Source organism: Mucilaginibacter sp. BGA-UO-ETr-C110 (genome assembly GCF_059567985.1).
In genome coordinates this window covers 6,066,443-6,091,991 of sequence record NZ_JCAQPB010000002.1, presented here as the reverse complement: position 1 = coordinate 6,091,991, position 25,549 = coordinate 6,066,443, and the positions used below count along the sequence as shown (strand labels likewise).

26 protein-coding genes are annotated in these 25,549 nt (G+C 42.3%); 7 read left to right on the top strand and 19 right to left on the bottom strand.

From position 1 onward, the window contains the following. Positions 1 to 95 precede the first annotated feature (95 nt). The 11 genes from AC57BQ_RS26230 to AC57BQ_RS26180 all read right to left on the bottom strand — a co-directional run bounded on the left by AC57BQ_RS26230 (position 96) and on the right by AC57BQ_RS26180 (position 9,454). Positions 96 to 599: an NADH-quinone oxidoreductase subunit C gene (locus tag AC57BQ_RS26230; protein WP_166091090.1), complete on the bottom strand. Its 504-nt coding sequence runs from the start codon at positions 597 to 599 to the stop codon at positions 96 to 98. Beyond that, complete coding sequence (locus tag AC57BQ_RS26225; protein ID WP_076375850.1) at positions 599 to 1,141, bottom strand: NADH-quinone oxidoreductase subunit B; 543 nt, start codon at positions 1,139 to 1,141, stop codon at positions 599 to 601. The genes AC57BQ_RS26230 and AC57BQ_RS26225 overlap by 1 nt, the downstream gene beginning before the upstream one ends. A 265-nt stretch (positions 1,142 to 1,406) precedes the next feature. Then, complete coding sequence (locus tag AC57BQ_RS26220) at positions 1,407 to 1,778, bottom strand: NADH-quinone oxidoreductase subunit A (RefSeq protein ID WP_090473572.1); 372 nt, start codon at positions 1,776 to 1,778, stop codon at positions 1,407 to 1,409. Positions 1,779 to 1,892: 114 nt separating this feature from the next. Continuing rightward, positions 1,893 to 3,581 (bottom strand): tetratricopeptide repeat protein, encoded by a 1,689-nt coding sequence (locus AC57BQ_RS26215; protein WP_496409063.1) that lies wholly within the window; start codon positions 3,579 to 3,581, stop codon positions 1,893 to 1,895. Between the two features lie 6 nt (positions 3,582 to 3,587). Next, on the bottom strand, positions 3,588 to 4,514 hold the full coding sequence (locus AC57BQ_RS26210) for a PstS family phosphate ABC transporter substrate-binding protein (protein WP_496409062.1): 927 nt from the start codon (positions 4,512 to 4,514) through the stop codon (positions 3,588 to 3,590). A gap of 219 nt (positions 4,515 to 4,733) precedes the next feature. After that, on the bottom strand, positions 4,734 to 5,561 hold the full coding sequence (locus tag AC57BQ_RS26205) for an energy transducer TonB (RefSeq protein WP_496409061.1): 828 nt from the start codon (positions 5,559 to 5,561) through the stop codon (positions 4,734 to 4,736). Between the two features lie 39 nt (positions 5,562 to 5,600). Next, positions 5,601 to 6,146, bottom strand: a complete 546-nt coding sequence (locus AC57BQ_RS26200; protein WP_496409060.1) for an ExbD/TolR family protein — start codon at positions 6,144 to 6,146, stop codon at positions 5,601 to 5,603. Between the two features lie 6 nt (positions 6,147 to 6,152). Beyond that, complete coding sequence (locus AC57BQ_RS26195) at positions 6,153 to 6,779, bottom strand: ExbD/TolR family protein (RefSeq protein ID WP_496409059.1); 627 nt, start codon at positions 6,777 to 6,779, stop codon at positions 6,153 to 6,155. A 113-nt stretch (positions 6,780 to 6,892) separates the two neighbouring features. Beyond that, positions 6,893 to 7,732 (bottom strand): MotA/TolQ/ExbB proton channel family protein, encoded by an 840-nt coding sequence (locus AC57BQ_RS26190; RefSeq protein ID WP_090473579.1) that lies wholly within the window; start codon positions 7,730 to 7,732, stop codon positions 6,893 to 6,895. A gap of 401 nt (positions 7,733 to 8,133) precedes the next feature. Beyond that, entirely contained in the window at positions 8,134 to 8,469 is a 336-nt protein-coding gene (locus AC57BQ_RS26185; RefSeq protein ID WP_496409058.1) for a translation initiation factor, read from the bottom strand. A 94-nt stretch (positions 8,470 to 8,563) separates the two neighbouring features. Beyond that, entirely contained in the window at positions 8,564 to 9,454 is an 891-nt protein-coding gene (locus AC57BQ_RS26180) for a diacylglycerol/lipid kinase family protein (RefSeq protein ID WP_496409057.1), read from the bottom strand. A gap of 218 nt (positions 9,455 to 9,672) precedes the next feature. On the opposite strand from AC57BQ_RS26180, the gene metK reads away from it, so the two are divergent. The 4 genes from metK to AC57BQ_RS26160 all read left to right on the top strand — a co-directional run bounded on the left by metK (position 9,673) and on the right by AC57BQ_RS26160 (position 13,680). Beyond that, a complete protein-coding gene (gene metK / locus AC57BQ_RS26175) occupies positions 9,673 to 10,923 on the top strand; it encodes a methionine adenosyltransferase (protein ID WP_496409056.1) in 1,251 nt (416 codons plus the stop codon). Positions 10,924 to 10,952: 29 nt separating this feature from the next. Further along, positions 10,953 to 11,372 carry a hypothetical protein gene (locus AC57BQ_RS26170; protein WP_496409055.1) on the top strand — a complete coding sequence of 140 codons (420 nt, stop codon included), beginning with the start codon at positions 10,953 to 10,955 and terminating at the stop codon, positions 11,370 to 11,372. Between the two features lie 568 nt (positions 11,373 to 11,940). Continuing rightward, a complete protein-coding gene (locus tag AC57BQ_RS26165; protein WP_496409054.1) occupies positions 11,941 to 12,714 on the top strand; it encodes an SDR family NAD(P)-dependent oxidoreductase in 774 nt (257 codons plus the stop codon). 111 nt (positions 12,715 to 12,825) lie between these two features. Then, positions 12,826 to 13,680 (top strand): NAD(P)-dependent oxidoreductase, encoded by an 855-nt coding sequence (locus AC57BQ_RS26160; protein WP_496409053.1) that lies wholly within the window; start codon positions 12,826 to 12,828, stop codon positions 13,678 to 13,680. A gap of 155 nt (positions 13,681 to 13,835) precedes the next feature. Here AC57BQ_RS26160 and chrA read toward each other — a convergent pair whose 3' ends face one another. The 3 genes from chrA to fabF form a co-directional block, all read right to left on the bottom strand. After that, the gene (chrA, locus tag AC57BQ_RS26155) at positions 13,836 to 15,164 is read right to left on the bottom strand and encodes a chromate efflux transporter (protein WP_496409052.1); all 1,329 of its coding nucleotides are present in this window, start codon (positions 15,162 to 15,164) and stop codon (positions 13,836 to 13,838) included. A gap of 47 nt (positions 15,165 to 15,211) precedes the next feature. Further along, positions 15,212 to 15,691: a DoxX family protein gene (locus tag AC57BQ_RS26150; protein ID WP_496409051.1), complete on the bottom strand. Its 480-nt coding sequence runs from the start codon at positions 15,689 to 15,691 to the stop codon at positions 15,212 to 15,214. 358 nt (positions 15,692 to 16,049) lie between these two features. After that, positions 16,050 to 17,294, bottom strand: a complete 1,245-nt coding sequence (fabF, locus tag AC57BQ_RS26145) for a beta-ketoacyl-ACP synthase II (protein WP_496409050.1) — start codon at positions 17,292 to 17,294, stop codon at positions 16,050 to 16,052. A 164-nt stretch (positions 17,295 to 17,458) separates the two neighbouring features. On the opposite strand from fabF, the gene AC57BQ_RS26140 reads away from it, so the two are divergent. Both AC57BQ_RS26140 and AC57BQ_RS26135 read left to right on the top strand, forming a co-directional pair. After that, entirely contained in the window at positions 17,459 to 18,199 is a 741-nt protein-coding gene (locus tag AC57BQ_RS26140) for an SDR family oxidoreductase (RefSeq protein WP_496409049.1), read from the top strand. Between the two features lie 138 nt (positions 18,200 to 18,337). After that, the gene (locus tag AC57BQ_RS26135; protein ID WP_496409048.1) at positions 18,338 to 18,823 is read left to right on the top strand and encodes a GNAT family N-acetyltransferase; all 486 of its coding nucleotides are present in this window, start codon (positions 18,338 to 18,340) and stop codon (positions 18,821 to 18,823) included. A 15-nt stretch (positions 18,824 to 18,838) separates the two neighbouring features. Here AC57BQ_RS26135 and AC57BQ_RS26130 read toward each other — a convergent pair whose 3' ends face one another. Further along, entirely contained in the window at positions 18,839 to 19,411 is a 573-nt protein-coding gene (locus AC57BQ_RS26130) for a Crp/Fnr family transcriptional regulator (RefSeq protein WP_496409047.1), read from the bottom strand. A gap of 20 nt (positions 19,412 to 19,431) precedes the next feature. Then, positions 19,432 to 20,535: a DNA alkylation repair protein gene (locus AC57BQ_RS26125; RefSeq protein WP_496409046.1), complete on the bottom strand. Its 1,104-nt coding sequence runs from the start codon at positions 20,533 to 20,535 to the stop codon at positions 19,432 to 19,434. A gap of 577 nt (positions 20,536 to 21,112) precedes the next feature. Here AC57BQ_RS26125 and AC57BQ_RS26120 point away from each other — a divergent pair. Then, positions 21,113 to 21,976: an NmrA family NAD(P)-binding protein gene (locus AC57BQ_RS26120; RefSeq protein ID WP_496409045.1), complete on the top strand. Its 864-nt coding sequence runs from the start codon at positions 21,113 to 21,115 to the stop codon at positions 21,974 to 21,976. Between the two features lie 82 nt (positions 21,977 to 22,058). On the opposite strand, the gene AC57BQ_RS26115 is transcribed toward AC57BQ_RS26120, so the two are convergent. The 3 genes from AC57BQ_RS26115 to AC57BQ_RS26105 form a co-directional block, all read right to left on the bottom strand. Further along, positions 22,059 to 22,391, bottom strand: a complete 333-nt coding sequence (locus AC57BQ_RS26115; RefSeq protein ID WP_496409044.1) for a hypothetical protein — start codon at positions 22,389 to 22,391, stop codon at positions 22,059 to 22,061. 91 nt (positions 22,392 to 22,482) lie between these two features. Further along, positions 22,483 to 24,477: an OmpA family protein gene (locus tag AC57BQ_RS26110; protein ID WP_496409043.1), complete on the bottom strand. Its 1,995-nt coding sequence runs from the start codon at positions 24,475 to 24,477 to the stop codon at positions 22,483 to 22,485. Between the two features lie 11 nt (positions 24,478 to 24,488). Next, positions 24,489 to 25,490: a PorP/SprF family type IX secretion system membrane protein gene (locus AC57BQ_RS26105; RefSeq protein WP_496409042.1), complete on the bottom strand. Its 1,002-nt coding sequence runs from the start codon at positions 25,488 to 25,490 to the stop codon at positions 24,489 to 24,491. Positions 25,491 to 25,549: the final 59 nt, after the last annotated feature.

The following is a 25,549-nucleotide window of genomic DNA, read 5'->3' as shown; positions in this document are numbered from 1 at the left end:
ATTATTTTTAGAATTGAGAGTCAAGAATCAGGAGTCAAGATGAAAAGACTTGTTTTGTCTTAATTCTTGATTCTTACCTCTTGATTCTATATATGTTATCTTCCGAAGAAGTAATCCTTTTTATCAACACGGTTTGGATCCTCGAGCGGAAATTCTTTTCGCATCGGGAAAGCCGTCATGTCATCAACATTCAGTATACGGCGCAGGTCGGGGTGGCCGTCAAATATAACCCCAAAAAAGTCGTACGTTTCACGCTCCATCCAGTTAGCGCCCTCCCAAACGGTAGTAGCCGTAGGGATATGTACATCGCCATCGGCTAAAAACACTTTAATGCGGATACGGGTATTGGTGGTTAAGCTGTGCAGGTGATAAATAATACCAATCTGTTTTTCCTGCTCCGGATAATGTATAGCGGTAATGTCCGTTAAAAATATAAACCGGAGAGCGTCGTCGGTCTTTAAAAAGGTTAACAGATCAATGATCTGCTCGCGGCCGGTTTCCACAGTAAGCAAACCATAAGGTTCGCCTACCAGCGTTACCTGCTGGTCAAACTTTTCAGCAATTCTTTTTAAAAGCTCTTCGTTAGGGATCTGGGCCATTATTGAATTCCGTATTTAGCTAACAATTCCTGGTACTTAGGTTCGTTTCTTCTGCGAAGCGATTCTGTTTGTACCAATTTTTGAATATTAATAAAGCCATCAATAATAGCTTCGGGGCGGGGTGGGCAACCGGGCACATAAACGTCAACCGGTATCACTTCATCAATACCCTGCAAAACAGAGTAAGTATCAAATATACCGCCGCTTGAGGCACAGGCGCCAACAGCCATCACCCAACGAGGTTCGGCCATTTGCAGATATACCTGCCTTAATACCGGGGCCATTTTTTTGGCGATAGTACCCATAACCATTAACAGATCGGCCTGACGTGGCGAAAAGCTTAAACGCTCGGCACCAAATCTCGACAGGTCATAATGAGAGGCCATAGTTGCCATAAATTCAATACCACAGCACGAGGTGGCAAATGGCAGGGGCCATAATGAATTTGAGCGTGCTATACCTATTACTTTATCAAGCGAGGTAGCAAAAAATCCGGCGCCTTCTACTCCAGCAGGAGCGTCAACTAATTGAATATCACTCATTGAACTATTTTAATAGAAATCCACTATCCGGAAAAGACGGATAACGAGCGCAAATTTACAATAATAACCATGTAAAAAGTACACGATGGCTACTCTGTAGCTATATTTAGAATCGTTCTAAAAAAGGATTCTCCAATCCTTTTTTATGTGCAGATATGCAGATGTGCGAATGTGCAGATTTCAAATGTGCCGATGATTATTAAATTTTAGAATTAAAAAAACTCTATCATCTGCACATTTGCACATCTATCATCTGCACATCTGATCAATCCCAGTCTAATGCCTTCTTTTTTATTACGTATATAAAACCCAATAAAAGCGTGGCCATAAATATGAACATTTCGACCATACCCTTGGCGCCCATTTCTTTGAAATTAACGGCCCAGGGATACATAAATATCACTTCCACATCAAATAACACGAACAATATGGCCACCAGAAAATATTTAATGGATATAGGGGTACGGGCGTTACCCACTACTTCGATACCCGATTCAAAGGGGGTTAATTTGTCCTTAGTTTTACGCTTAGGACCAATTTTATGCGTTACAAACATCGTGGTTACCACAAACCCTAAAGCCACTAACATTTGAATAATGATGGGCAAATAATTAAGCGGTGTACTTTGTAATTCCATGCTGCAAATATACTAATGCAACTATAATAAAAAAGGCCTCTTTTACAAGAGGCCATTTTTATTTTTAAGCTTAAGTATCAGAGATAAGCTCTCTGTACCAGCTGTTATAAAACCTTATTTGCTTTTACCGGCACCGCCTTTTTTCGCAAAGTAGGCTACAACCTGTTTATTGGTAGGATCTGCATCCCGGGCTTTAGCATAGTTATCAGCAGTCTTGGTTAAGTCTTTTTCCTTAAACTCAGCATAGTTAGCCAAATAAACATAAGATTCTGCCAGTGCCTTTTTAGTTTTATCATCTGGTGTTCCTTTAGCAAGTACCAGCTCAATATATTTTTCATAAAAAGGCTTAGCATAACCCATAATGTTATTACGGTCTTTATCCTTTAACTCATTAACACGTGCACGATAAACGTAAGCATCAGCAGTAGTTGGACTTTTTTGGGTAACATAACTAAAAGCTGAATCGGCTCTGGCTATTAATGAATCGGCACCTGGTTTTTTCTCGTCATAACCATAGTAATAGCTAATACCCTCGTAAAAATAATCTGTAAGCTTAACATTACGTCCACCTTTTTGGGTAACCACTTTATAGGCATCCCCGGCTTCTACATATTTTTTTCCACGGAACAATGATTTAGCAATCTCGGCGTAAACATCTGTTTGAGTCGAATCCAGCGCTAAAGCTTTTCTCAAAGTATTGATACCTAATGAATCCTGACCATTACATATTTGTAAACGCCCCAGGTATAAATAATCACGAGGAAGGATACGCTTTGGCTCAGCTTTCTGGAACCAGGTATTCATGGCTGTTAAACCAGCAGCACAATCCTTGTTCTCCAATGCCGAATAACCCAGGTAACGATATGCCCTTGCATTACTGTTTGCTGATTTTGAAAGATCAGCAGCCACCTGTTGTAAGGTTTTATAATCACCGGCCAACAATAAAAAGTCGGCATAATGCATTTGTGACTCAACAGACTGATCGGTCAGGCTGATATATTTTTTATAATGATCAGCTGCCTCTTTGATCTTCGCTGATGCCATTTTAGGATCGGTATATGACCAGCGTACATCTGTTTCAGCCCATTCGCGGTAAGCAGGACCATAATTAGGGTCGATAGCTAAGGCGTCCTGAAATTGTTTCTCAGAATCTTCAAAGTTATTGGCAAACTGCCATAAGACGCCTGTAGCTACTTTTGCAGCCGGGTTTTTAGGATCGATGGTTGATGCATCTGAGTAAGCCTGGTAAGCTTCGTTGCTCTTTAATTGCGAGCGGTATGCATTACCTAAAGTGATTAATAATTCCGCGTCTTTAGGGTTTACTACTTTACCTTTTTGTAAAACGGCAATAGCAGCATTGGCATCGGCCGGGGCTACTTTTGCACCTGGTGCAACCAATAAATAAGCCTCACCTACATATTGGTATGGTTTTGAGCTTTTACCAGCCAGTGTAACGGCCTGGTTAAAGTTGTTGGTAGCTCCCGAGTTATCTTTATCTAAACGGGCAGCAGCCCCTAAACCAGCATAGTTTAAAGCTGATTTGGCATTTACGGCAATACCTTTGTTAAAGGCCGCTTTTGCCGAGTCGGCATAATCTTGTTTGATATATACCCAACCCAGGTAAAAAAAGTTCTCATCCTTATCGGCTTGTGTTGTCGTAAGGTTTTTAAGCATTGATTTGGCTTTCTGATACTGTTCGGCGTCAATAGCTTTTTTGGCGTCGGCTAGACTTTGCGCAAAAACTGATGAACCTCCTAATAACAGTCCTAATGATGCCGTGGCTATTTTACTGATCATTTTCATCTTTAATTAAAATTTATTTTTTAAACTAATCTCTCTCGTTGGTATAGAATCGGGCAACAGGCCTGATTTTAGTATGATACGCTGACCTGGCTGGCTGCCCAAAAATTTGGCGAAACCCATGCCCAAACCTACTTTGCTTGTACAATTGATTACATAAAGCCCTCTGCTTAAAGGGTACTGTTTTAAGACAAGCGACTCTTGTGATGGTTTAAAATAAGTGTCCGGGTATTGTTTGTTTGACTCATCCCTGACACTTACTACTTTAACCTTTTCCACATATCCGGCATAATCCTTATCCGGATCATTAAGCCAGCTAAACCCGGTTATGCCTAAAGCATCCGGATGTTCGCTTACATATTTCAAAACCTCTTTATTCGATTTAAGCGCATAAATGTTTTTTTGCGTAAATCCCTTACTTCCGGTAAAGTCCTTCAAATATCTTACCAAACTCGAATTAGGGTTATCAAAAACAATGGTTCTGTTTAAATCGCCCTGTCCTGTGAGCAGTTTTTTCAATTGGCCTACAGTAATGGTGGTATCATTTGAAGCTGTGTTCACGATAAGCGCTATGGCATCAATGGCAAAACGTACAGATTCCACCGACAATGTTCTTTTGGTGATCACAGCACGCTCATCGGCTGTAAGCTCGCGCGATAGTACGGCTACGCGCACACTATCGTTTAACAGGGCATTTACGGCCTCATTCTCTGTTTTATACAAAACATTGATCTTGGCATTGGGATTTTGGCTGGCGTATATATACAGTTCCTGATCTAAGATAGGTGAGAAGGAAGCATCGGCAACAAAAGTTGCTTTGCCCGATTTAGCATCATTATCAGTTGAAAATTTTGTCGGCTTTTGTTTACAGGCCTGCAGGCCCGCACTTAAGAGCAATGCAAAAAATAAAAACTGACTATTAAAATTAATCTTCATACTGATCCTTCTTAAACAATCTTGAAAACCGCAGAATGGAATAAGCAATAACAAAGGCTCCAAAGAGCATTCGCTGGTATTGCGGTAATTGTAAGGGCAACTGGTCCCAAAACATGATCATTAAGCCTAAAACGACAAAACAAACAAAGGTGACAGCGCCTAAAATAAACAAAAACCGCCTTTTGGGCGATTTTTGTTCTTTATTAAAATTGAGTGGCATTATTCGCTTGCTAACGTAAAGCTGATTGGCACGCTATATTGTACACGTACCGGGCGACCATTCTGAATACCTGGTTTCCAGTGTGGTGAATTTTTCAATACACGAACCGCTTCTTCGTCGCAGCCGCTACCGATACCTCTGGTAACCTTAATATCGGTTAAAGATCCATCTTTTTCAACTACGAAAGTACAGATTACTCTACCTTGAGTTCCGTTTTCACGGGCAACTGCAGGATAACGCATATTCTTTTGCAGGTATGAACCAAACTTCTCTAAACCTCCCGGGAATTCCGGAACTTGCTCTACCGAAGTAAAGATCTGGTTAGGATCGGCTTCTACTACTTGTTTAACATCGGAGTTACCTACCGGCTCATCAATTCTGATATCGGCGTTAGGATCACCCTTTTGGTCTTTCTGACCAGGGTCCTTAGTCTCCAAATCTTTTATTGTTGGTGGATCTTTCTCCTTAACCTCGTTATCCGGTTTTACAATCGGAGGTGGGAAACGTACCTGGTCAACCTTTGGTTTAGGTGGTTCAGGTGGCGGCGGAGGTGGTTTTTTGGTTTGATCCACAGGTGGTGGAGGTAACAGCACTACGTCTGTTATCTTCACTTTTTGATCAGCTTTTGGGATAAGTCCCTGGATCCTGTTGATGATAGTAGGTAAAGCAATAACAAATACAAACACAATGATTGCAATAATGAGCGCTCTTGATGTATTCTTGGAGTTATCTCTTCTCAGTTCATAAGCCCCGTAGGCCTTGTTCCTGCTACTAAAAACAACGTCGATCCATTTCTGATCTAATATGTCTAATTTCGATCCAAACATCTTTTAAGATTTAATGGTAGTTAATAACGTTATTTTTAATTATTTAGTATCGTTGTAAAGCCCATTCTTCTGTAAATCAGCGATTTCAATGGGCATAATATCAACAATACCATAGCTTGATACGTTGACGATATTCATCTCATCAAGCGCGGCAACCACGTTTTTGTAGGTTGATTTAACACTTGGTTTGATCAAAACAAACATCGGTTTGCCTGTAGCTTTCTCGATATCTGCTTTCTTTTCAACAAGCAATTTGCGCAGCTCATTTGGACCATAACCAATTATAGTAGGTGCCGATTTTCCGGCCTCGCCCAAATACCACTCCAATTTATCATTACTACCTAATAATAAGGTTAATGATGATGAAGCCTTAATCGCTAATTGATCTTTTGTTTTTTCATCTTTATCTGGCATAGTCAAGTCCATCGCTTTGGGCTTGGCCAGTGTTGTAGTCATGATAAAGAAAGTGATCAACAGGAAAGCCAAATCAACCATCGCTGTTAAATCTACGCGGGTGGACTGCTTTTTACTGCGAACCTTCCCGCCTTTATGTTTGCCTCCCCCGGAGGTGTCTAATTCTGCCATGATCTTTTATTTTTTAGGTGCAGCACCACCGCTACCGCCTAAGTCTGTTATTAAACTAAACTTGTTCGCTTTTTGCTTTTGCAAAATGTCTATAACATCCTTAATAACCGGATATTCTTCTTTGCTATCGCCTTTTATAGCTATACGTAATTGAGCATTATGCAATGCTACGGTAGCTTTACGGGCTTCATGTATCCAGTTAAACAATTCGTTACTTACAGAATCGCGGGGGATACCTGGCTTATTATATTTTTTTTGGTCATCAGCTGATAAAGCAATAAACTGATGTAACTGACCAAAGGGAACGCCTATTGATGTAATGGTAGAAAACCTGTTTAACTCATCTGGCGTAAATGTTGTTTTGTAGATTTCGGCCATTTGAGTCAAGGTTTGCCTACGCAGGTCAACTCCCTCAAGCCCAAAAAATGCTTTCTGTGAACCCACAGAAATGGTAGCGAAGTCAGACTCCGGAATCGGCTGCTGTATCGATGATTTTGGCACATCGATAGGAACCGGGTCCTCGGTACGTACTTTCGCGGTCATGATAAAGAAAGTCAGTAGCAGGAAGGCCACGTCGCACATGGCGGTCATGTCAATGGCTGTACTCTTTCTTGGAACTTTTATCCTTGCCATATTTGATTTTTTTTAAAATATATAGAATTTAATAATTATAACATCCACGCATTATTCCTGGTTATATATAGGACACAAATGGGGGGACGAAAGCTAATTAACCTATATACTTATTATCTGTTGGCATTTTTGTGAGATGCAGCAAATGTTTGTACAATGCTGAATCCGGCTTCGTCAATTGCGTAAGTTAACTTGTCAATTTTTGATGTAAATACGTTGTACATTACGATAGAAACAGCCGAAGTACTGATACCGAACGCAGTGTTGATCAAAGCTTCAGAAATGTGTGAAGATAATTCAATCTGGTTTGGTACACCTGATACCGCTAATGAAGAGAAGGCCTTGATCATACCCACAACCGTACCTAACAGACCGGTTAATGTACCGATAGATACCAATGTAGCGATGATAGTTAAGTTTTGCTCTAACATTGGCATTTCCAATGCAGTTGCTTCTTCAATGTCTTTTTGGATAGCCAAAGTTTTTTGATCAACGTCAAGATTTGGTTCAGCTTCCATTTCAGCGTATTTTTTCAATGCTGATTTGATAACGTTTGCTACAGAACCTTTTTGTTTGTCGCATTCTGCTGATGCGCCAGAGATGTTACCAGCGTTCAGTTGTGATTGGATCTTTCTAACAAAAGCATCTACACTGCCTGTACCAGAAGCTTTTCCGATTACTACGAAACGCTCGATAGAGAAAACGATAACCATTAACAAAAACGCCATGATCACCGGCACGATTACACCACCGCTATATACAGTTCCGAAAATATCTACAGGAAAAGCAGTTTTGTCGCCGCCTTTGAAGTGGCTTGGATCGCCCAGAACGAATATGAAAATAAGAGTAGTAACAATCAGGCAGATTGGAATAGTTAAGGATGCAAACAAGCCAGATGCACTTGAGCTTTCTTTGTTAACAGGAGTAGTTGGTTTTGTTGGTGCGTTTGCCATTACTTTTAAATTTTAGTTTTAGTTTTTGTTTATATTATAAGTTTGTTAAATGTGCTTTTAATTAGCGAATAACAAAAATAGAATTTTAATGAAATAAAAAAATCTTTTATGTTATTCTTTACAATTTTTTAATACCGAATTACATTTTGTGCCTAATTGGTCATTATTAACGTAACAATGCTTAAATATTGTGTGTTGCCACGACAATTATTTGCAATGAAAACCATTTTTTTTTAGATTATCAAGCATTAACTGATAAAAATTGTGTTACTAATATGTTACAATATTGGTTTTAAAGCCATTTCATAGCGGCCGGGAGTAGTATAACGCTAAATGTTTTATTTTATTTTAGTGTATCATATACGCTTAGGTACTAACCCAATAGCACTTACAAGCATAAATTACCCGCCCGCTTTTTTTGCCTTATACCCATCGGTTTGCAACAGGGTTAAAATTTTATCCCTGAAATCGCCCTGTATCAGTATTTCACCATCCTTTACCGAACCGCCTACCCCGCATTTTGTTTTTAATTTCTTGCCAATAAGCTCCAGATCGGCATCGGTGCCCACAAAGCCGGTGATACGGGTAACCAGTTTACTGCCGCCCTTGCGGTCGAGATAAATTTTAAGGTTTTGCTGTTGCGGGGGCAGTGTTTGCGCGCTTTGCCCCCCGTTCTCCTGGTATTGAAAATCAGGATCGGTAGAATATACTACCCCAGTGAAATTCTTTTTAGCCATAACTTTTTTTTGAAGCGAGAGTGAGGAGCCAGTTGCCAGGAACGGAATCGGAATACCCGAAATCAGGCACCCGCACCACACCCGCTCTCTTTACTTAATTCTTTTTATATGTTGGCCCCACAATAACTTTTAACGAATGGGGTACTATATTAATATGTATAGCAGTACCCATTACCTGCGGTTCGCCGTCAAGGTGTATAGGGCCTTCGCTTTGGCGGGTTACGTTAATTTGCTTACCGCGTATAATTTCTACATAGCTGGTACTCTCAGATGTTTTGGTCAGCATCCTGATACCCATTTCCGGGAAACGCCACAACGGGAACTTCCTGATCAGGCAAATATCAAGCAAACCGTCCTGAACCGATGCATTGGGTGATATATGCGCGTCGTTGCCGTATTGCGATGAATTGGCTATACTGAGCATAAATGCCTTGCGGTTGTAAACCTGGCCATCAATTTCAAGATGGTACTCCTGTTCATTATAGGTAGCTATCTCCTGCATAGATGATTTAACATAGGATATAAAGCCGCGCTTTTTTCCGTGCGAAAACACCTCGCTGATATGGGCATCAAAGCCCATACCCGCCATATTAAAAAATGGCTGCCCATTCACCGTACCCGAATCAATGCTTTCTGCATGACCTTTTACCAGGGTTTGTATGGCCTGGTTAGGGTTCATGGGGATACCTAAAAAACGAGCCAGGCCATTGCCCGATCCATAAGGCACTATACCCAGGGCCGTATCGCTCCCTACAATGGCCGATGCTATTTCATTTACCGTACCATCGCCGCCAACAGCCACAATAATATCGTACTTGCCTACAGCCTCCAGCGCAATGATGCGCGCGTGTGATACGCCATCGCTAAATACAATGGTTGCATCAAACACCGCTTTATCAAGGTTTTGATCTATCAGCTCAGGCACCCCGTCCTTCTTCTTCCCACCCGATATGGGGTTTATTATAAATAACGCTTTACGTTTCAATTATATGTATTATTTCAGCCCCCAAAAGTAAATGTATTTTCGGCTTTGTGAAATTTGTTTTATTTTTGCCACCCGAAAGTGGACTGATTTAATTGCCTTGATACACAAGGCTGGATTGCAACCACGTAAAAAAGTGCTAAAACCAACGCTTCTTTTTACCTCGATCCGTTAAAACTTAACCTTTCGGTTTTTATTAATTAATTTTTTATCAAATTTATATGCCATACTTATTTACCTCTGAATCCGTATCAGAAGGACATCCGGATAAAGTTGCAGACCAGATATCAGACGCCCTGATCGACCATTTTTTGGCGTTTGACGAAAATTCAAAAGTTGCCTGTGAAACACTGGTAACAACCGGACAAGTAATTTTAGCCGGCGAGGTAAAGTCAAAAGCTTATTTAGACGTACAAAAAATTGCCCGCGAGGTGATCAATAAAATTGGTTATACCAAAGGCGAGTATATGTTTGATGGCAGCTCATGCGGTGTGCTATCGGCCATTCACGAGCAATCGCCAGATATTAATCAGGGTGTTGACCGCCAGGCTAAAGAAGAGCAGGGTGCCGGCGACCAGGGTATGATGTTTGGTTATGCCACTGTAGAAACTGATAACTATATGCCACTGGCGCTGGATATTGCCCACGCCCTTTTAATTGAGCTGGCAGCCATCCGCCGCGAAAACAGCGAGATCAAATATCTGCGCCCGGATGCCAAATCGCAGGTTACCTTAGAGTATAGCGACGATAACAAGCCACAACGTATTGATGCCATTGTGATATCAACCCAGCACGATGATTTTGATGAGGAAAAAACCATGCTGGCTAAGATCAAACAGGACATCATCAGCATCCTTATTCCACGTGTTGAAGCTAAATATCCAAAATACGCTCACTTCTTTAACGATCAGATCAAGTATCACATCAACCCAACCGGTAAATTCGTTATCGGCGGACCGCATGGCGATACCGGCTTAACCGGTCGTAAAATTATTGTGGATACTTACGGTGGTAAAGGCGCGCACGGTGGTGGCGCTTTCTCAGGTAAAGATCCTTCAAAAGTGGACCGCTCTGCGGCTTATGCAACCCGTCACATCGCCAAAAACCTGGTAGCTGCCGGTGTTTGCGACGAGGTACTGGTTCAGGTATCGTACGCCATTGGCGTGGCACAACCCATGGGTATTTATGTAAACACCTACGGAACAGCCAAAGTAAACCTGCACGATGGTGAAATAGCTAAAAAAGTAGAGGAAGTGTTTAACATGACCCCATATGCTATTGAAACCCGCTTTAAACTGCGTAACCCTATTTACAGCGAAACAGCTGCTTATGGTCACTTTGGTAAACCAAGCGAAATAGTAACCAAAACATTCATTGCCCATGATGGCAGCGAACTGAAACGCGAAGTAGAACTGTTTACCTGGGAGAAACTGGACTATGTTGACAAAGTAAAACAAGCTTTTGGTTTGTAAAATTCATTATATACCCATATAAAATAGCGATGAATATTCACTCATCGCTATTTTTGTTTTATACCCGTACTAATAAAAAGATGAGCCTGATAAGATTATTTAATAAGTTATTTAACAGACGTTCGCCTCAACCGGAGGATTTGTACGAGGTTACCATAACCAAAGAAATTGTTAAGGTAGAGCATCCTAAATGGGGAATGGGTTCGGTTAGATGGAACGAGCTTCATACCATTTTACTTGTAAATACAGACGAAGGTCCTTGGTTACCGGACGTATGGTTAACACTTGTTGATAATAATAGTCGCTGTATGATCCCACAGGGAGCTAAAGGATTTGAGGATGTCTATGAAGTAGTATCTAAATACGAAGGATTCAATTTTGAGAATGCAGCCAAATCAATGGGTTGTACAGATAATGTTGAGTTTCTGCTTTGGACTAATAGAGCATAGTTGCTTTTAAACTACTGTGAGTTTAGCTTGCGCCATCGGTGCAAAATGTCGGTAGAAAAAATAAATTTAAATCATTCCGTGTGCCGTGAGGTACACAACATGAACAGTCTCGTACCGTACGGCACGAAATCTATACCCATTTTCTTTTCTACCGACCTTTAACCCCGCTGGGGTTGCCTTAAGCGTGGCATTATTTTTTTTCTCTACCCTACTTGCACTCGTTTGTAACGAGTGCTTATTGTATGAAAAGCGATTGCATCGCCATGGCGTTTTAAACGCAAACCCATGTTAAGCACTCGTTACAAACGAGCGCAAGGCTGAAAAAGCAGCGGGTTTCACCCACTGCTTTTTTGTTTAACAGCCTGTCATCCTGAACTTGTTTCAGGATCCCATAGGACAAACTAACAACCATACGGCACGCTTTGCTTATGGGATGCCGAAACAAGTTCGACACGACCCGATTTTACAAATTACATACATCTCTATTACTTCCTTTTTTACCATTTGGTAATCCCCCCTCACCTTTTCTATCCGAACTTTGTTATCATAAAAACGAAAGAAAAAGATCATGTCACGAATATTGATAACAGGATCGGCAGATGGGCTGGGGCAAACGGCCGCTCAATTGCTGGTTAAAGCCGGGCACTCGGTAGTACTGCATGCCCGTAACGAACAAAGGACCCGGGAAGCTTTGGCCGCTGTACCCGGTGCGGAAACCGCGATAAGCGGCGATCTCTCCAGTATTAAAGAAACCATAGCCCTGGCCGAAAAGGTAAATACCCTGGGTTTGTTCGACGCCATTATCCACAACGCAGCCGTTGGTTATACCGAACCAAGGCGTATAGAAACAGTCGATGGCCTGTCGCACGTTTTCGCAGTGAACAGCCTGGCACCCTATATACTGACCGCGCTGATTCATCAGCCCAAACGCTTGGTATACATCAGCTCGGGCCTGCATCGCAGCGGTGACGCTACATTGAACGACCTTAGCTGGACCGACCGCCACTGGAACGGTTTTAGCGCCTATGCCGACTCCAAACTGCATAACGTGATACTGGCCTTTGCCGCGGCCCGCAAATGGCCCAAGGTATTTTCAAACGCCCTGGAACCCGGTTGGGTAGCCACCAAAATGGGCGGCCCCGGTGCCCCTGATAGTTTGGCCGACGCGCCAAAAACGCAGGTGTGGCTGGCCACTAACAATGATCCGCGGGCCATGGTATCGGGCGAATATTTTTACCATATGCAGCACCGTCAGTTTCTGCCGGCAGCGGCAGATCTGGCGGTGCAGGAAAAATTCATCACCGAATGCGCCCACTTATCAGGCATTCAATTCCCGGCATAATGATTGCCCGTCAAAAAATGACAATACGTAAAGAAGATTTTACCATTTGGTTAAGCATTCTATCCGTTTTGTTTACGAAACTTTGCAGCATATTTTAAATCAACATATACCATGAATACAACAAAAATAGGATGGATAGGTCTGGGCAACATGGGGATCCCGATGTCACAGCAACTCATCAATGCAGGCTACCCCGTAACCGTTTACAATCGCAGTAAATCAAAAGAGGCTGCCCTGAAAGCCATCGGCGCGGCCATAGCGCCATCACCCAAAGAATTGATACAACAAAACGAAGTAATTTTCATCATGGTTTCCAACGACGAAGCCATCAGTGATATATTTAACGGCAAGGATGGCTTACTAAGCGCCAAAGTTAAAGGCAAGATCATCATCAACATGAGCACGGTATCGCCTGCTATCAGCAAAGAAATGGCCGCTTTGTGCCGCGAACAAGACAGCGACTACCTGGATGCACCCGTATCGGGCAGTGTAAAACAGGCCCAGGATGGCACGCTGGTGATCATGGCGGGAGGTACATCGGCCACATTTGAAAAAGCTAAACCCATACTGGAAAAATTGGGCAAAATGGTTTTGCTGGTGGGCGAAACCGGGGCGGGCAACAGCGCCAAGCTGGCCATCAATACCTTATTAAGCTTCCACGCCCAGGGTTTGGCCGAAACAGTGCTGTTCGCGCAGCAAAATGATATCAAGACTGAAGATATGCTCACCATTATTAATAACAGCGCCCTGGGCAACGTTTTTGCCAAAATAAAAGGCGATGCTATTTTGAATGATAATTATAAAGCAGCCTTCGCACTGAAACATATCGCTAAAGACTTGCGCCTGGCTAAGGCCGAAGGACTGAATTCGCCCCTGGCTAAAATTGCTTACCAAACTTTCCAGGAAGCCGAAGCCCTACATGGCGAAGAGGATATCATCGCGGTGATCAAACAGGTGGGGAAATAATTCGGTCAGCCTCGCCGGAAGAGGGGCTTGAAAACCCTTCTACCACACGCGTCATTGCGAGCGCAGCGTGGCAATCCCTAAAATACAGAGCGGCTCTGCTCATCGGGGATTGCCACGCTGCGCTCGCAATGACGTGTTTTTTATCGGGTGCCCCACTACACCTTCAACACAAACCGCGCTAACCCCAACATCAGGCTTAACAAAATCAGGTATACTACATTGAGTTTAAATCGCTGCATCAAAACGAGGGAGATCACTATCCACACCAGCGACAAAACATTGAAGTGACGCCATGACAACCCTCCGGGAAAAACAACATCTTTACCTAAAAATAAGGTCAGGTTCAGGATCACGCCTACTACCGCGGCCGTAACCAGTTTCAGGATCTGGCTCACTACCTCGCTGCCGTGTGATTTTTCGATCAGCGGTCCGCCGGCAAATACGTATAAAAAACAAGGCAAAAAGGTATAGAATATGGTAGCGAACAAGGCGATGCTACCCATGGCTATGGAAGCATGAAAATGATTGAAGCCAGCCATAAAACCAACAAAACCTACTACAATGATGAGCGGCCCGGGTGTAGTTTCGGCAAGGGCGAAACCATCAACCATTTGCGACTTGGACAGCCAGTTGAGTTTACCCACCGCGAATTGCGCCACGTAAGGCAATACCGTATAGGAACCTCCGATGGTAAAAAAAGCTGTTTGCGTAAAAAACAGGATCAATGTTTTCCAGAACAGAAAATCGGGACTAAACAGGTAAAAGAAAGTAAAAGGCAACAACCATAAAAGCAGGAATACCAGCAATTGCAGTATCAGTTGTTTAGGTTGAAACTGATGGTTAGCAGTTGCCGAAAATTTATTGATAAAATACTCCTGTTCATTAGCCGATAGCTGCTCATCCTGCTCCGCATCACCTTTCAAAATCCCCGGAAAAACATACCGGATAGCGAGGGCCAGCAGAATAGTAGCGATGATGATGGTCAACAACGATATATTAAAAAAGAAGATACAAATGAATGCTATACCCGCAACGACATAATGCAAAACGCCTTGCAATGATTTTTGGCCTACCTTAAATAAGGCGCCTATAATAATGGCGATCACGGCGGGCTTTAGTCCGTTGAATAGGGCATATATCCAGGGCAGGTTACCGTAGGATACATAAATGATACTCAAGCCGAGTAAGATAAACATGGAGGGCAGCACAAACAAGGTACCGGCTACCAGTCCGCCTTTACGGCCATGCAATTGTTTACCTATATAAATGGCCAGTTGCTGTGCTTCGGGACCAGGCAATAGCATACAGATACTCAGGGCATGAAAAAACCGGCTGTTGCTGATCCACTTCTTTTTATCCACTAAAAAATCGTGCATGATAGCGATATGACCGGCAGTACCGCCAAAGCTTATCCAGCCTAATTTGAACCAAAATTTCAAGGCTTCTTTAAACTCGGGTCGCCCTGCAGATAGCTTATCCGGCATCTTTAAAAATACGCAAAAATCCCCTCATGGCCAAATTATCAAGGCCTTTAATTACTCGTTTTTGTGCCTATTTGTGCTTTTTTTGTCTTCTGCCCGGCTAATAAACCATCTACAGAAAATGCTCCTGCACCCGTTATCATCAATGATATTAACCCGGCAATATAAAGCAGGTTTATTTCATAACCCGGCGGGCCAAACCTGGGTCCCTGGGGTGTTAGAGCTATGGTATTCACCGAGCTGAAACCAAATTTGAGTTGTACGGTGATCATGGCTACCAGCATGGTGATCATGAGTGGAATAGTCACCAGCATGGTAAAGCTCCCGACCATCAGAGCCAACCCTCCCCCAACTTCTGTTAAGGGCACCAGCCATGAAGTAAAATGCGGAAAGGGAACACCAGTCTGCGTAATCAGCTTTTCAAAACCCGTGGGCCCGCGACTCAGTTTCACCCAGCCATGCGCGATAAAACCAAATCCCATCACCAATCTTAAAATCAAAGGTGCGTATTGTTGATATTTCGTATTCATATGACCTTAGTCATATTATAACACCATTCCTTACAAATTATTTGATTTTTAATGAAACGGGAAGAGAATTATCCAGCAAATTTTTCGTATATTGTATCAAAACAGCAGCCCAGTTATCTTTGTAGATAACCGGGCTGTTTAGTTAAGACCAAACAAGGTCAAAAATTGATCAATTTTACATCAATTAATTGACTATCAATATATTAATACTTTTTAAACCTTTCAAAACCCATCAAAAATTTGTTAAAAAGTGTTAAAATGGCTTAAAACTTTGTTAAAATGGGCAATAACTAAGCTTTTTTATACCGTTTTCGACTAAAAAAGTGTTAAAATTAAAGGTTTAAAAAGTTTTTATCCTTTACACTTTACCAAATACAACAATACCATTGTGCCCGCCAAAACCAAAAGTATTGCTCATGGTTAAATTCACCTGGTGCCTGATGGCCTCCTTTAAAACAATGTTCAGACTGTCGGGTACTGCAGGGTCAAGCTTGGTAGTATTGATGGTGGGTGGTATCAGGCTGTCGCGCATGGCCAACAAACAAATAATAGCCTCAATGGCACCAGCCGCGCCCAGCAAATGCCCGGTCATGGATTTGGTAGCGCTGATCTGTATATTGTTCTGTTGATTTTTGGTTAGTACCTGTATCGCTTTCAGTTCGGATAGATCGCCCACCGGGGTTGAGGTGGCATGCATGTTGAGGTAATCCACATCGAAAATGGAAACCCCGGCTTCTTCCAGGGCCAGCTGCATACCCTTAGCCGCGCCCAAACCTTCGGGATGGGTGGCCGTCATGTGGTAGGCATCGGCGGTCATGGCGGCGCCACGCACTTCGCCGTAAATATGGGCTCCACGTTTTACAGCATGTTCATATTCTTCCAGCACCAGGGCACCGGCTCCCTCGCCCATGATAAAGCCATCCCGGCGTGTATCAAATGGCCGGGAAGCTCCCTCTGGGTCATCATTGCGGGTCGACATGGCCTTCATCGAGCTAAAGCCACCAAAGGAAGCGGGCGTAATAGGCGCCTCAGAACCACCGGTAATGATCACCTTGGCCTTACCCAGGCGGATGTAGTTAAAAGCATCCATAATGGCCGTATTTGAGGTTGCACAGGCCGATACGGTGGTATAGTTGATCCCCATATACCCATGGCGGATAGAGATCATACCCGAGGCCATATTGGTAATGAGCTTGGGCACAAAAAACGGACTAAACCGCGGATGCCCATCGCCCAGGGTATAGTCCCGCACTTGTTCTTCAAAAGTTTCCATACCACCCTGGCCCGATCCCCAGATCACGCCCACATCAAAAGGATCCATCTTTTCGAGGTCGAAGCCCGAATCCTTGATGGCCTCATCAGATGCTACAAGGGCATATTGGGTAAAAGGGTCGGTACGCTTAAGGTCGGCCCTGTCCAGGAAATCGGCCGCGTTAAAATCTTTCAGTTCGCAGGCAAACTGCGTGCGGAATAAAGTGGGATCAAAATGGGTGATGCGCGCGGCAGCGCTTTTGCCGGTCACAACATTTTGCCAAAAATCTTTTATCTGGTTGCCAAGTGGGGTTAGCGCCCCCAGGCCGGTTACCACTACTCGTTTTAACATGGTTTTAAACTTTAAATAAAATGTGGCAAAAGTAATTATAAAAATACCGGATGGTATATTCATAATGTAAATATATTTTTTGCTGACGGGTTGAACGTTTTTACCAAATGGTAAGTGGATACGCCCATAACCTGCGGAACTTTGTGCTATAAATAATCTATATCATGAACACACAAAATCAAAACAGCAAATTACTGAATAAACGAATTATATTGATGGGTGGTACATCGGGTATTGGTTTGGCCACTGCCAAAGCAGCAGCCGCCGAAGGTGCAAACGTGGTTGTAGTATCCAGCAGCCAACAACGCGTAGATAGCGCCCTGGCAGAGCTGCCTGAAAGTGCCGCGGGTTACGCGGTAGACCTAAGCAAGGAGCAAAACATCAAAACGTTTTTTGATGGTATAGGCAATTTTGACCACCTGGTATACACTGCCGCCGAAAACATCAGCTTAATTTATGTAAACGAGCTGGAGCTGGAAAAAGCGCACAGCTATTTTAACCTGCGTTACTGGGGTGTACTGGCATCGATAAAATATGGAGCACCTCATATTAATCAGGGTGGTTCTATCTCTTTAATGAGTGGCATTGCTAACCCACGTCCGGGAGCTGGCTGGTTGCTTGGAGCAAGTATTTGCGGCGCTATAGAGGGTTTAACCCGGGCCATGGCTGTGGAGTTGGCTCCGGTACGTGTAAACGCGGTTTCGGCAGGTGTTGTGAAAACTAACCTGTGGAACAGCATACCCGAGGCAGATCGTGAAGCTTACTATAAATCAGTTGGCGACTCCCTGTTGGTAAAACGTGTTGGTGAAGCCGAAGATATTGCCCAGGCATTTACTTACCTCATGAAACAACAGTTTTCAAGCGGCCAGATACTGATCACCGATGGCGGAACTGTGCTGGTGTAATAAAGCCATTACTGGCAAAAGGAAAGGTAAAGACTTACAAAATTTTAAAAACTTTGTAAGTCTAGATTTCGCGGAATGATAAATTAGGATTATCTGTGTATTATTGCTCCGGTCCAGCAAAAGGGCCATCTTATACCTATGATCATCAGAGAAGCCTCCCTAAATGACCTCGACGGCGTTTGGGAAATTTTTGAGCAAGTTATTAAAACCGGCGATACCTATGCTTTTGACCCGGACAGCACTAAGGAAGATCTGCCTAAATTTTGGTTTGCACCAACCATGAGGGTTTTTGTTGCAGAAGAGGACAATAAAATACTGGGCACCTATTTTATTAAACCCTACCAGGTTGGCCTGGGCGCACATGTGGCTAATTGCGGTTACATGGTACATCCGGATACACGCGGCAGGGGTTTGGGTAAACAGCTTTGTGAGCATTCGTTACTGATAGCTAAAGAAAGCGGGTTTAAAGGCATGCAGTTTAATTTTGTAGTAAGCACCAACACTACAGCTGTAAAACTTTGGCAAAAACTGGGTTTCCGCATCATCGGCACCATTCCAAAAGGCTTTAACCACCGGCAGTTGGGTTATGTGGATGCCTATATTATGTTCCAGGAGATTAGTTAGATCACTAACGCTTTATCAGCGTATATTTTTTCGGATCCGGCTAAGCGATTGTGGGGTGATACCTAAATAACTGGCAATATCTTTTAAAGGTACGCGTAGCGCGATATCAGGATTTTGTTCAACAAACAGTCTGTACTGATCGTCGGCGGTCTCACCAAGGTAACGGTTACGAACATTTACTTTGTGTATCAGGTGCTGCTGGTTAATGTTATCTATCAGGTCCCGGAGGTAAGGTAGCTGCGCATACAGGGCCATCAGCTTACTTTTGGTTACCACCATAATTTCGGCATCGCAACAGGCCTGAATTGCCGCTGGAGTGATGATGCCTTCATTAAAACTTTGCAGAATAGTGCACAGGTGATTTTCGCGATAGAAAAAGTGGGTTATATCAACGCCCCGTTCATTATGAGTTGCTATACGCACCACACCTTGGCAAATAAAATACATTTCGGAGCAGATCCGGTGCCCTTTAAACGGGTATTCCCCTTCCTTAAAACTTTTAAGTTCAAAAGCGTTCAGGATCAGGCAGGCATCTTCATCAGAAATATGCCGAAACTGTTGAAAATAACTGATAAGCGGGTTGGGCATCTGTTTTCAAGGAATAATAATCAGACAAATATATTAAAGCTTTTGGGTTCCTTCTCTTCCCCATTAATGATGACGGAAAGCTGATGCAAACCAGGATAAAAAGTACGGGTAGTGATGAGCTTAAACGGCTGCTTCCTTTTAACCACAGCTTTTTCACCGGGCAGGTAGGGCCGTTCACTTATCTTGAACACCTTTTTACTGAGCTGTCCGTTAGCTTTATGATAATAAATACCATACTCGAGTCTTACGGTTTGTTTTTCGGAATGATCATTTGTTACGGTAAACATAAACTCCAGGCTATCCCCTATTTTAACTTCAGGTGTCAGGATTTGAAGGTCGGTCATGGTTAGGCTTTTGCTCTCCAGGCCGTAATGTTGTAGTATTTCAGCATGGCCTTTTTTTAATAGCGTACGACTGCCGTGCTTTATTATAGCGTCAGTTTCTTTACTGATCCCATACCATTGGCGGGCAATGGTTATCATTACCTCCGGATGGTCTTTGGAAATATCATTCAGGTTATTGGCTACACTTTTGCGCACCCATTCGGAAGGGTCGTTCTTCAGGTTTTCCAAAACGGCCAACACCTGTGCCGGATCTTTTTTCAACGCCGGTATGGCCAATCCCCAGGGTAATCGCGGTCGGCTGCCTTCGCTTGCAAAACGACGTACTTTGTAGTTTTCATGTAAGGACCATTGCTGCATCTGCTTCATCAGCTGCTCGGTATACTTTAATAAAAACGGCCTTACCGCAAATTCACAGCTTACAAACTGGGTGATAAACTCCAGGGCCTTTACAGAAGCTTCATAATGATTGATGCCATAAACCTCTATATAATCTGGCAGGAACATCATAGCCAGGCTATCTTCGCCAAAATGTTCGGCACGCAGGCGGATAATGATCTTTTTCATTACTTCGGCAGCAGCCAGAAAGTCAGCCGGCATAAACTCATGCAGCACAATGGAGTTATGCCGCATCCGTTCTTTTAACGCTTTGTTCTCATACCCATCAGTAAAAATAAGCGACAGGAAGTGTTTTTTATCAAAATCAGGAAGTACAACGGCAAGTACATCTGCAAACCGGCTATAAAATGCCAGAGAATAAATATCTTTTAATAAACTACTCATTGATCTTATTTAGCTTCTAAAGGTATCAATTACAGGCTGTTTTCACCAGTCGTCCATTCAAACGATTCAAATAGCGTTTAATACTTATCATTTTAATAAATAATACATGTTTAAACAAATAATATGATCACCTATTATTACTTATCGGTAATCCAGGTTTAGCAAAGAGTTTTATGTTCTTTCATTTTGTCTCTCATTAACAAATCTGAAATTTGTTGAGTATTATTATCTGTCAATAAAAAATTTAAAGTATGGAGAAATGAAATAACTGTCTTACTTTATTTTTCATTCCCATCCAGAATTACCCATAAGTCGCGTTATCAAGAGGATTCATGATTAACCTACTGTATGTCAATTCGCACCTTAATTTATTTTCATATATTAATTGCAAAAAATCAGCTTATAAAGCCCATATAATTTACTCATTCAAGAACAAGGTCAAAGCAATAATTAATGTAGCTTTAACACTTATTGATATTATATTAACCAAAACCAATCATTTTTATATTAAAGAGGGGTTTTTGGATTAGTATTTGCTTCTTTATAATTATTAAAGTTAAATGTAATACTTAAAGCTATGAATATTATTCAAGGAGCATCAGGACAGGTTGGCTCGGCAGTTGTAGCTAACCTGGTAAAAAAAGGTGAACCCGTGAAAGGGATCGTACGAAATAGAGAAAAAGTAGAACCGCTTAAAAAACAAGGTGCCGAAGCTGCTATCGCTAATGTTTTTGATCAGCGGGCCTTAACAGAGGCTCTTAAAAACGGCTCAACACTCTTTGTTATCACTCCTGAAACAGGAAAAGGTGAGGACGTAATAGGCGATACTAAAAAGAGTCTTGCCAATATCAGGGAAGCCATAAAAAAGTCGAAGGTAAAAAAGGTGGTGGGGCTTTCGTCAATGGGGGCGCAATATGATAAGGGCACGGGAAACTTATTGATGTCGTATCTTTTAGAACATGCCTTTAACGGTTTGGCTATTGAACAGTCTTATATCAGACCCGCTTATTATTACAGTAATTGGCTAGCTTATCTGCCCGTGGTAAAAGAAAGTGGCACTTTACCAACATTTTACCCGGTTGATCTGTCAATTCCCATGATATCCCCTATGGATGTAGCCAAATTCGCTTCGGATATTATTTCCAATGATGATTCCGGAGGTAAGATTTACGAAGTATACGGTCCGGCGTCACACACTTCGGCCGATGTTGCGGATGCCTTTTCAAAAGCTTTGCATCAGGATGTAAAAGCTAAACAGATCCCTCGCGATCAATGGCCATCTACCCTTAAGAAAATAGGGTTTTCGGATGATGCGATAAAAAACTTTATTGAAATGACAGATGCGGTGATCGCGGGTTCGGCCCATGCCGAAAATGAAGGTACCATAGTGCTAAAGGGAAACACAACTTTACAGCAGTATATCAATAACGCGGTAAACTAATAGCCTTTTAATACAAAAGGAGCAATGAATCATGTTTTCATTGCTCCTTATCAGATCAGTTAGACGCCCTGGGCGTTAAATTTTATTCGTAAAACTTAGGCGCTATCGCCATGGATAACAATTCAGTCTTATGTTTATTCAATAGTTTTTTCCACCAGAACTGAAATTTACGCGGATATACAACCCTGTCCTTAAAATCGGCCTTATGAAGATCCTCCATGGCCAATAGTTTGTACATCACTTTACGCGAATGATCAACAACCGCGTGTGATCGTTCGGTATATCCTAATATGCGATTTATTTCCCGGTTAGTTTTCCCTATTAGTATGTATTCAAATATCTGCAAATGCAGGGTTGAAAATCCTTTGGTTTTGAGTAACGGCCTGCTTACTGATAATATATCCTCCTTAATCATAAACCCTGTTGTTAATATTTTTACATCATTTTATTTATTCTATGACCACCTCTAAATTACAAGTCACAAGCAGGCGTCATCGTCATACCCTCTATTTACAAGGATTTAAAGGTCCTATCTTCGGGTCTTTTAATACTTTAAACTCAGTACGCCTGTTTAACTGGCGGCCAGCCGGGTTATCTTTTCCATTAGGCAGTGAATTCGGTGCCACCGGCTTTCTTTTGCCATAGCCTTTGGCGTATATACGTGCCGATTCAATCCCTTTTGATATGATGTAAGTAACGCATGCCTGAGCCCGGGCTTGAGATAGCTTATCGTTATACAGGTTTGAGCCTACTGAATCGGTGTGTGCGGCTAATTCAACCTTTATAGTTGGGTTATCCTTCAACACAATCACCAACGTGTCCAAAACAAGCTTTGAGGCAGGTCGTAACGTAGCTTTGTTAAAGTCGTAAAACACATTTTTGATCACGATAGGTTTATCAGGAGTAAAGGCCTGTAAACAGATATCGGGGCTGTATAAAGTATCATTACGCATGGTACCCGAAGCCGGTGCTGGGATATTCTTAGCAAAGTAACAGCCTCTTTCAAGCCGGAGGCTATGCGGGCGTTTATCGGTTACATCAAATGCATACCGTCCTGTTTTATTAACCACCATTCGCTGAATGGTATCTTTTGTTAACGAGTCAATAAAACTTACTTTAACGCCTTCTAACGGCTGATGAGTATCGCAATCAGTTACGATACCTGATAACGTATATTTTTTATTTTCGGCTGAAAAAATAGCCAAACAACAATCTGATTCACGATCAGAGCTGATATAGAATTTCTTGGCATCGTCATGGTCAGACAGATAATACAAGTCGTCTTTTGCCGAGTTAATTGGATAGCCCAGGTTTTTAGGCTCGCTCCACTTATCGAGCGTGCTTTGGCTTTCAAAAAAGTCAAAACCACCAAGACCTACAAATCCTTTTGAACTGTATACCAATTTTTTATTCGGCAGATCGTAATAAGGAGCCTCTTCATCAAATGCGGTATTGATAACACTACCCAGGTTAGTTGCACTTACAGCATCGCCATTAAAATTCAGGTATGCTACCCAGATATCGTCGCCACCCTGTCCACCCGGTTTGTTCGAAGAAAAGAACATACGCAGACCATCAGAAGTAACAAATGGCTGAATAGAGTTAAACCCATCTGCGTTTACATTGCTGTTCATTTTCTTTGGGGCCGACCAATCGTTATCTACCTTATCGCTGTAATAAATGGCATGTACCGTTTTGCTGCCTTCTTTATACCAGCGGGTAAAATATATCCTCTTTCCATTTTCGTTGAACGATGGAGTTCCGTATTCTACTTCTTTTTTATTTTCAGGATCTTTGAAATTGATCACCGTAGGTACGCCAGGTTTTGATTTATCAAGCAGATATACCCGGTTAAAGTGCTTTTTATCATCTTTAACAAACCTCGATGAAGTAAAATAGCTATCGCCATCACGTTGAACCAAAGAGTAGTCGGAACCATCAGAGGCAAAAGGTTCTTTCAGCTTAGTCACCTCAACCAACAATGGATATTGATATTGATCTTTTGCAAAATGGCAGTTTTTGATCTCTTTGGTCGCGATATCCTTGTACTTGCTGTCGCCGTTGTAATTAGCATTAAATTGCTCCAGTTGCTTTATAGCGTCATCAAAGCGTTGTGTGGCCCTTAAACACACACCATACCAAAGCCGGGCTAAAGGATATTCTTTTTCATAATTGGCGCTGATCACTTTATAATACCAGCCTTCGGCCTCAACATAATTTTCATACAATCGGTATGACTCGGCTAACTGATAGGATATATAAGCCTGATCACTTTGCTTTGTAGGTTTCTTGCTGGTTTTTTCGCCGGCATGATAAGGTATAGCCTGTAGCAGGGTAAGACTTAAACCTTCGGCAGCTCTTTTATAATAAAAAGCAGCCTCATAGTAATCCTTATTGTTAAAGGCTTTGTCGCCATAAACCTTCGGATTGTCCTTACTATACTGGGCGTTAACCCCCTTAAACACAAGCAGTATAAGTAATGTAAAAATTATTTTCTTCATGTTGATAAAGTTTAAAGCCTTGGGCAAACTGCTTCCGGTTCCTGGATGCGTTTACGAAATACATAACTTATTGATAATTCAATACCTCCGTTGCCAGATGTGGCCCGGGTAAGCGATGATGTATTGAAATCATAACTGGCGCCTATGATCAAGCTGTTAACATGGTATCCTATGTTAGCAATAGCCGCATCCTTAAAACGATACATACCGCCCAATATTAAACCTTTATCATCCTGTAGTTTTAATTCTGAATAAGCACCTACGGCTTTTTCTTCGGCTTTTTGTTGCCTCATATAAATGGCATGCGGAATAATATCAAAATAATCAGAAGCTTTTATACGTATACCAGCGTGTACAGTATAGCGTATGGGTAACTTAAGACTACTACCATCAACCGCAAACGGGTCTTTTGACCTGGCAAGGTGGGATACACTTACACCACCAAAAAAGTTGGCGTTATGCAGGGGATCACCATCATAATAAAAAACACCCGCGCCCGCATCAAAGATGGTAGCATTTGTATTTAAAAAGTTTTCGTTACTTGGCAACGATGGATCAAAACCGCTGCTTGGGTTAAACTGGCTGCCGAACTGGGCCTTTGTAGGATCGAAGCTACGGTTAATTATACCCGCCTGCACACCAAAGCTTACTTTTTTATAGCCATCATTTGATACCGCTATGGCATAACCAAAAGATCCATAAGCAGCAAAATAGTTATATCCTACATCACCCGCAGCCTGATTGATCACATTAAAACCTACCGCCACTTTATCAGTTGGCCTGAAATCAACAGACAAGGCACCCGTCTGATACGCGTTGTTGATGGTTGCGTACTGATTTTTAAAGTTCGCATTGATACGGGTATCCCCATTGATCACACCGGTTAAGGCTGGGTTCAGGTACAGGGGATAGGCGTAATACTGCGAAAAATGCGGATCGATCTGCGCCTTTAATTGACTTATTGCTCCAATCTGAAGCAGTATTGCCATGATAACTATAACTCTTTTTTTCATAGTAGTTTTATTAATTGTGATGCGGTCATAAAGTGCAGTATCATGTAGTTGCTACATGA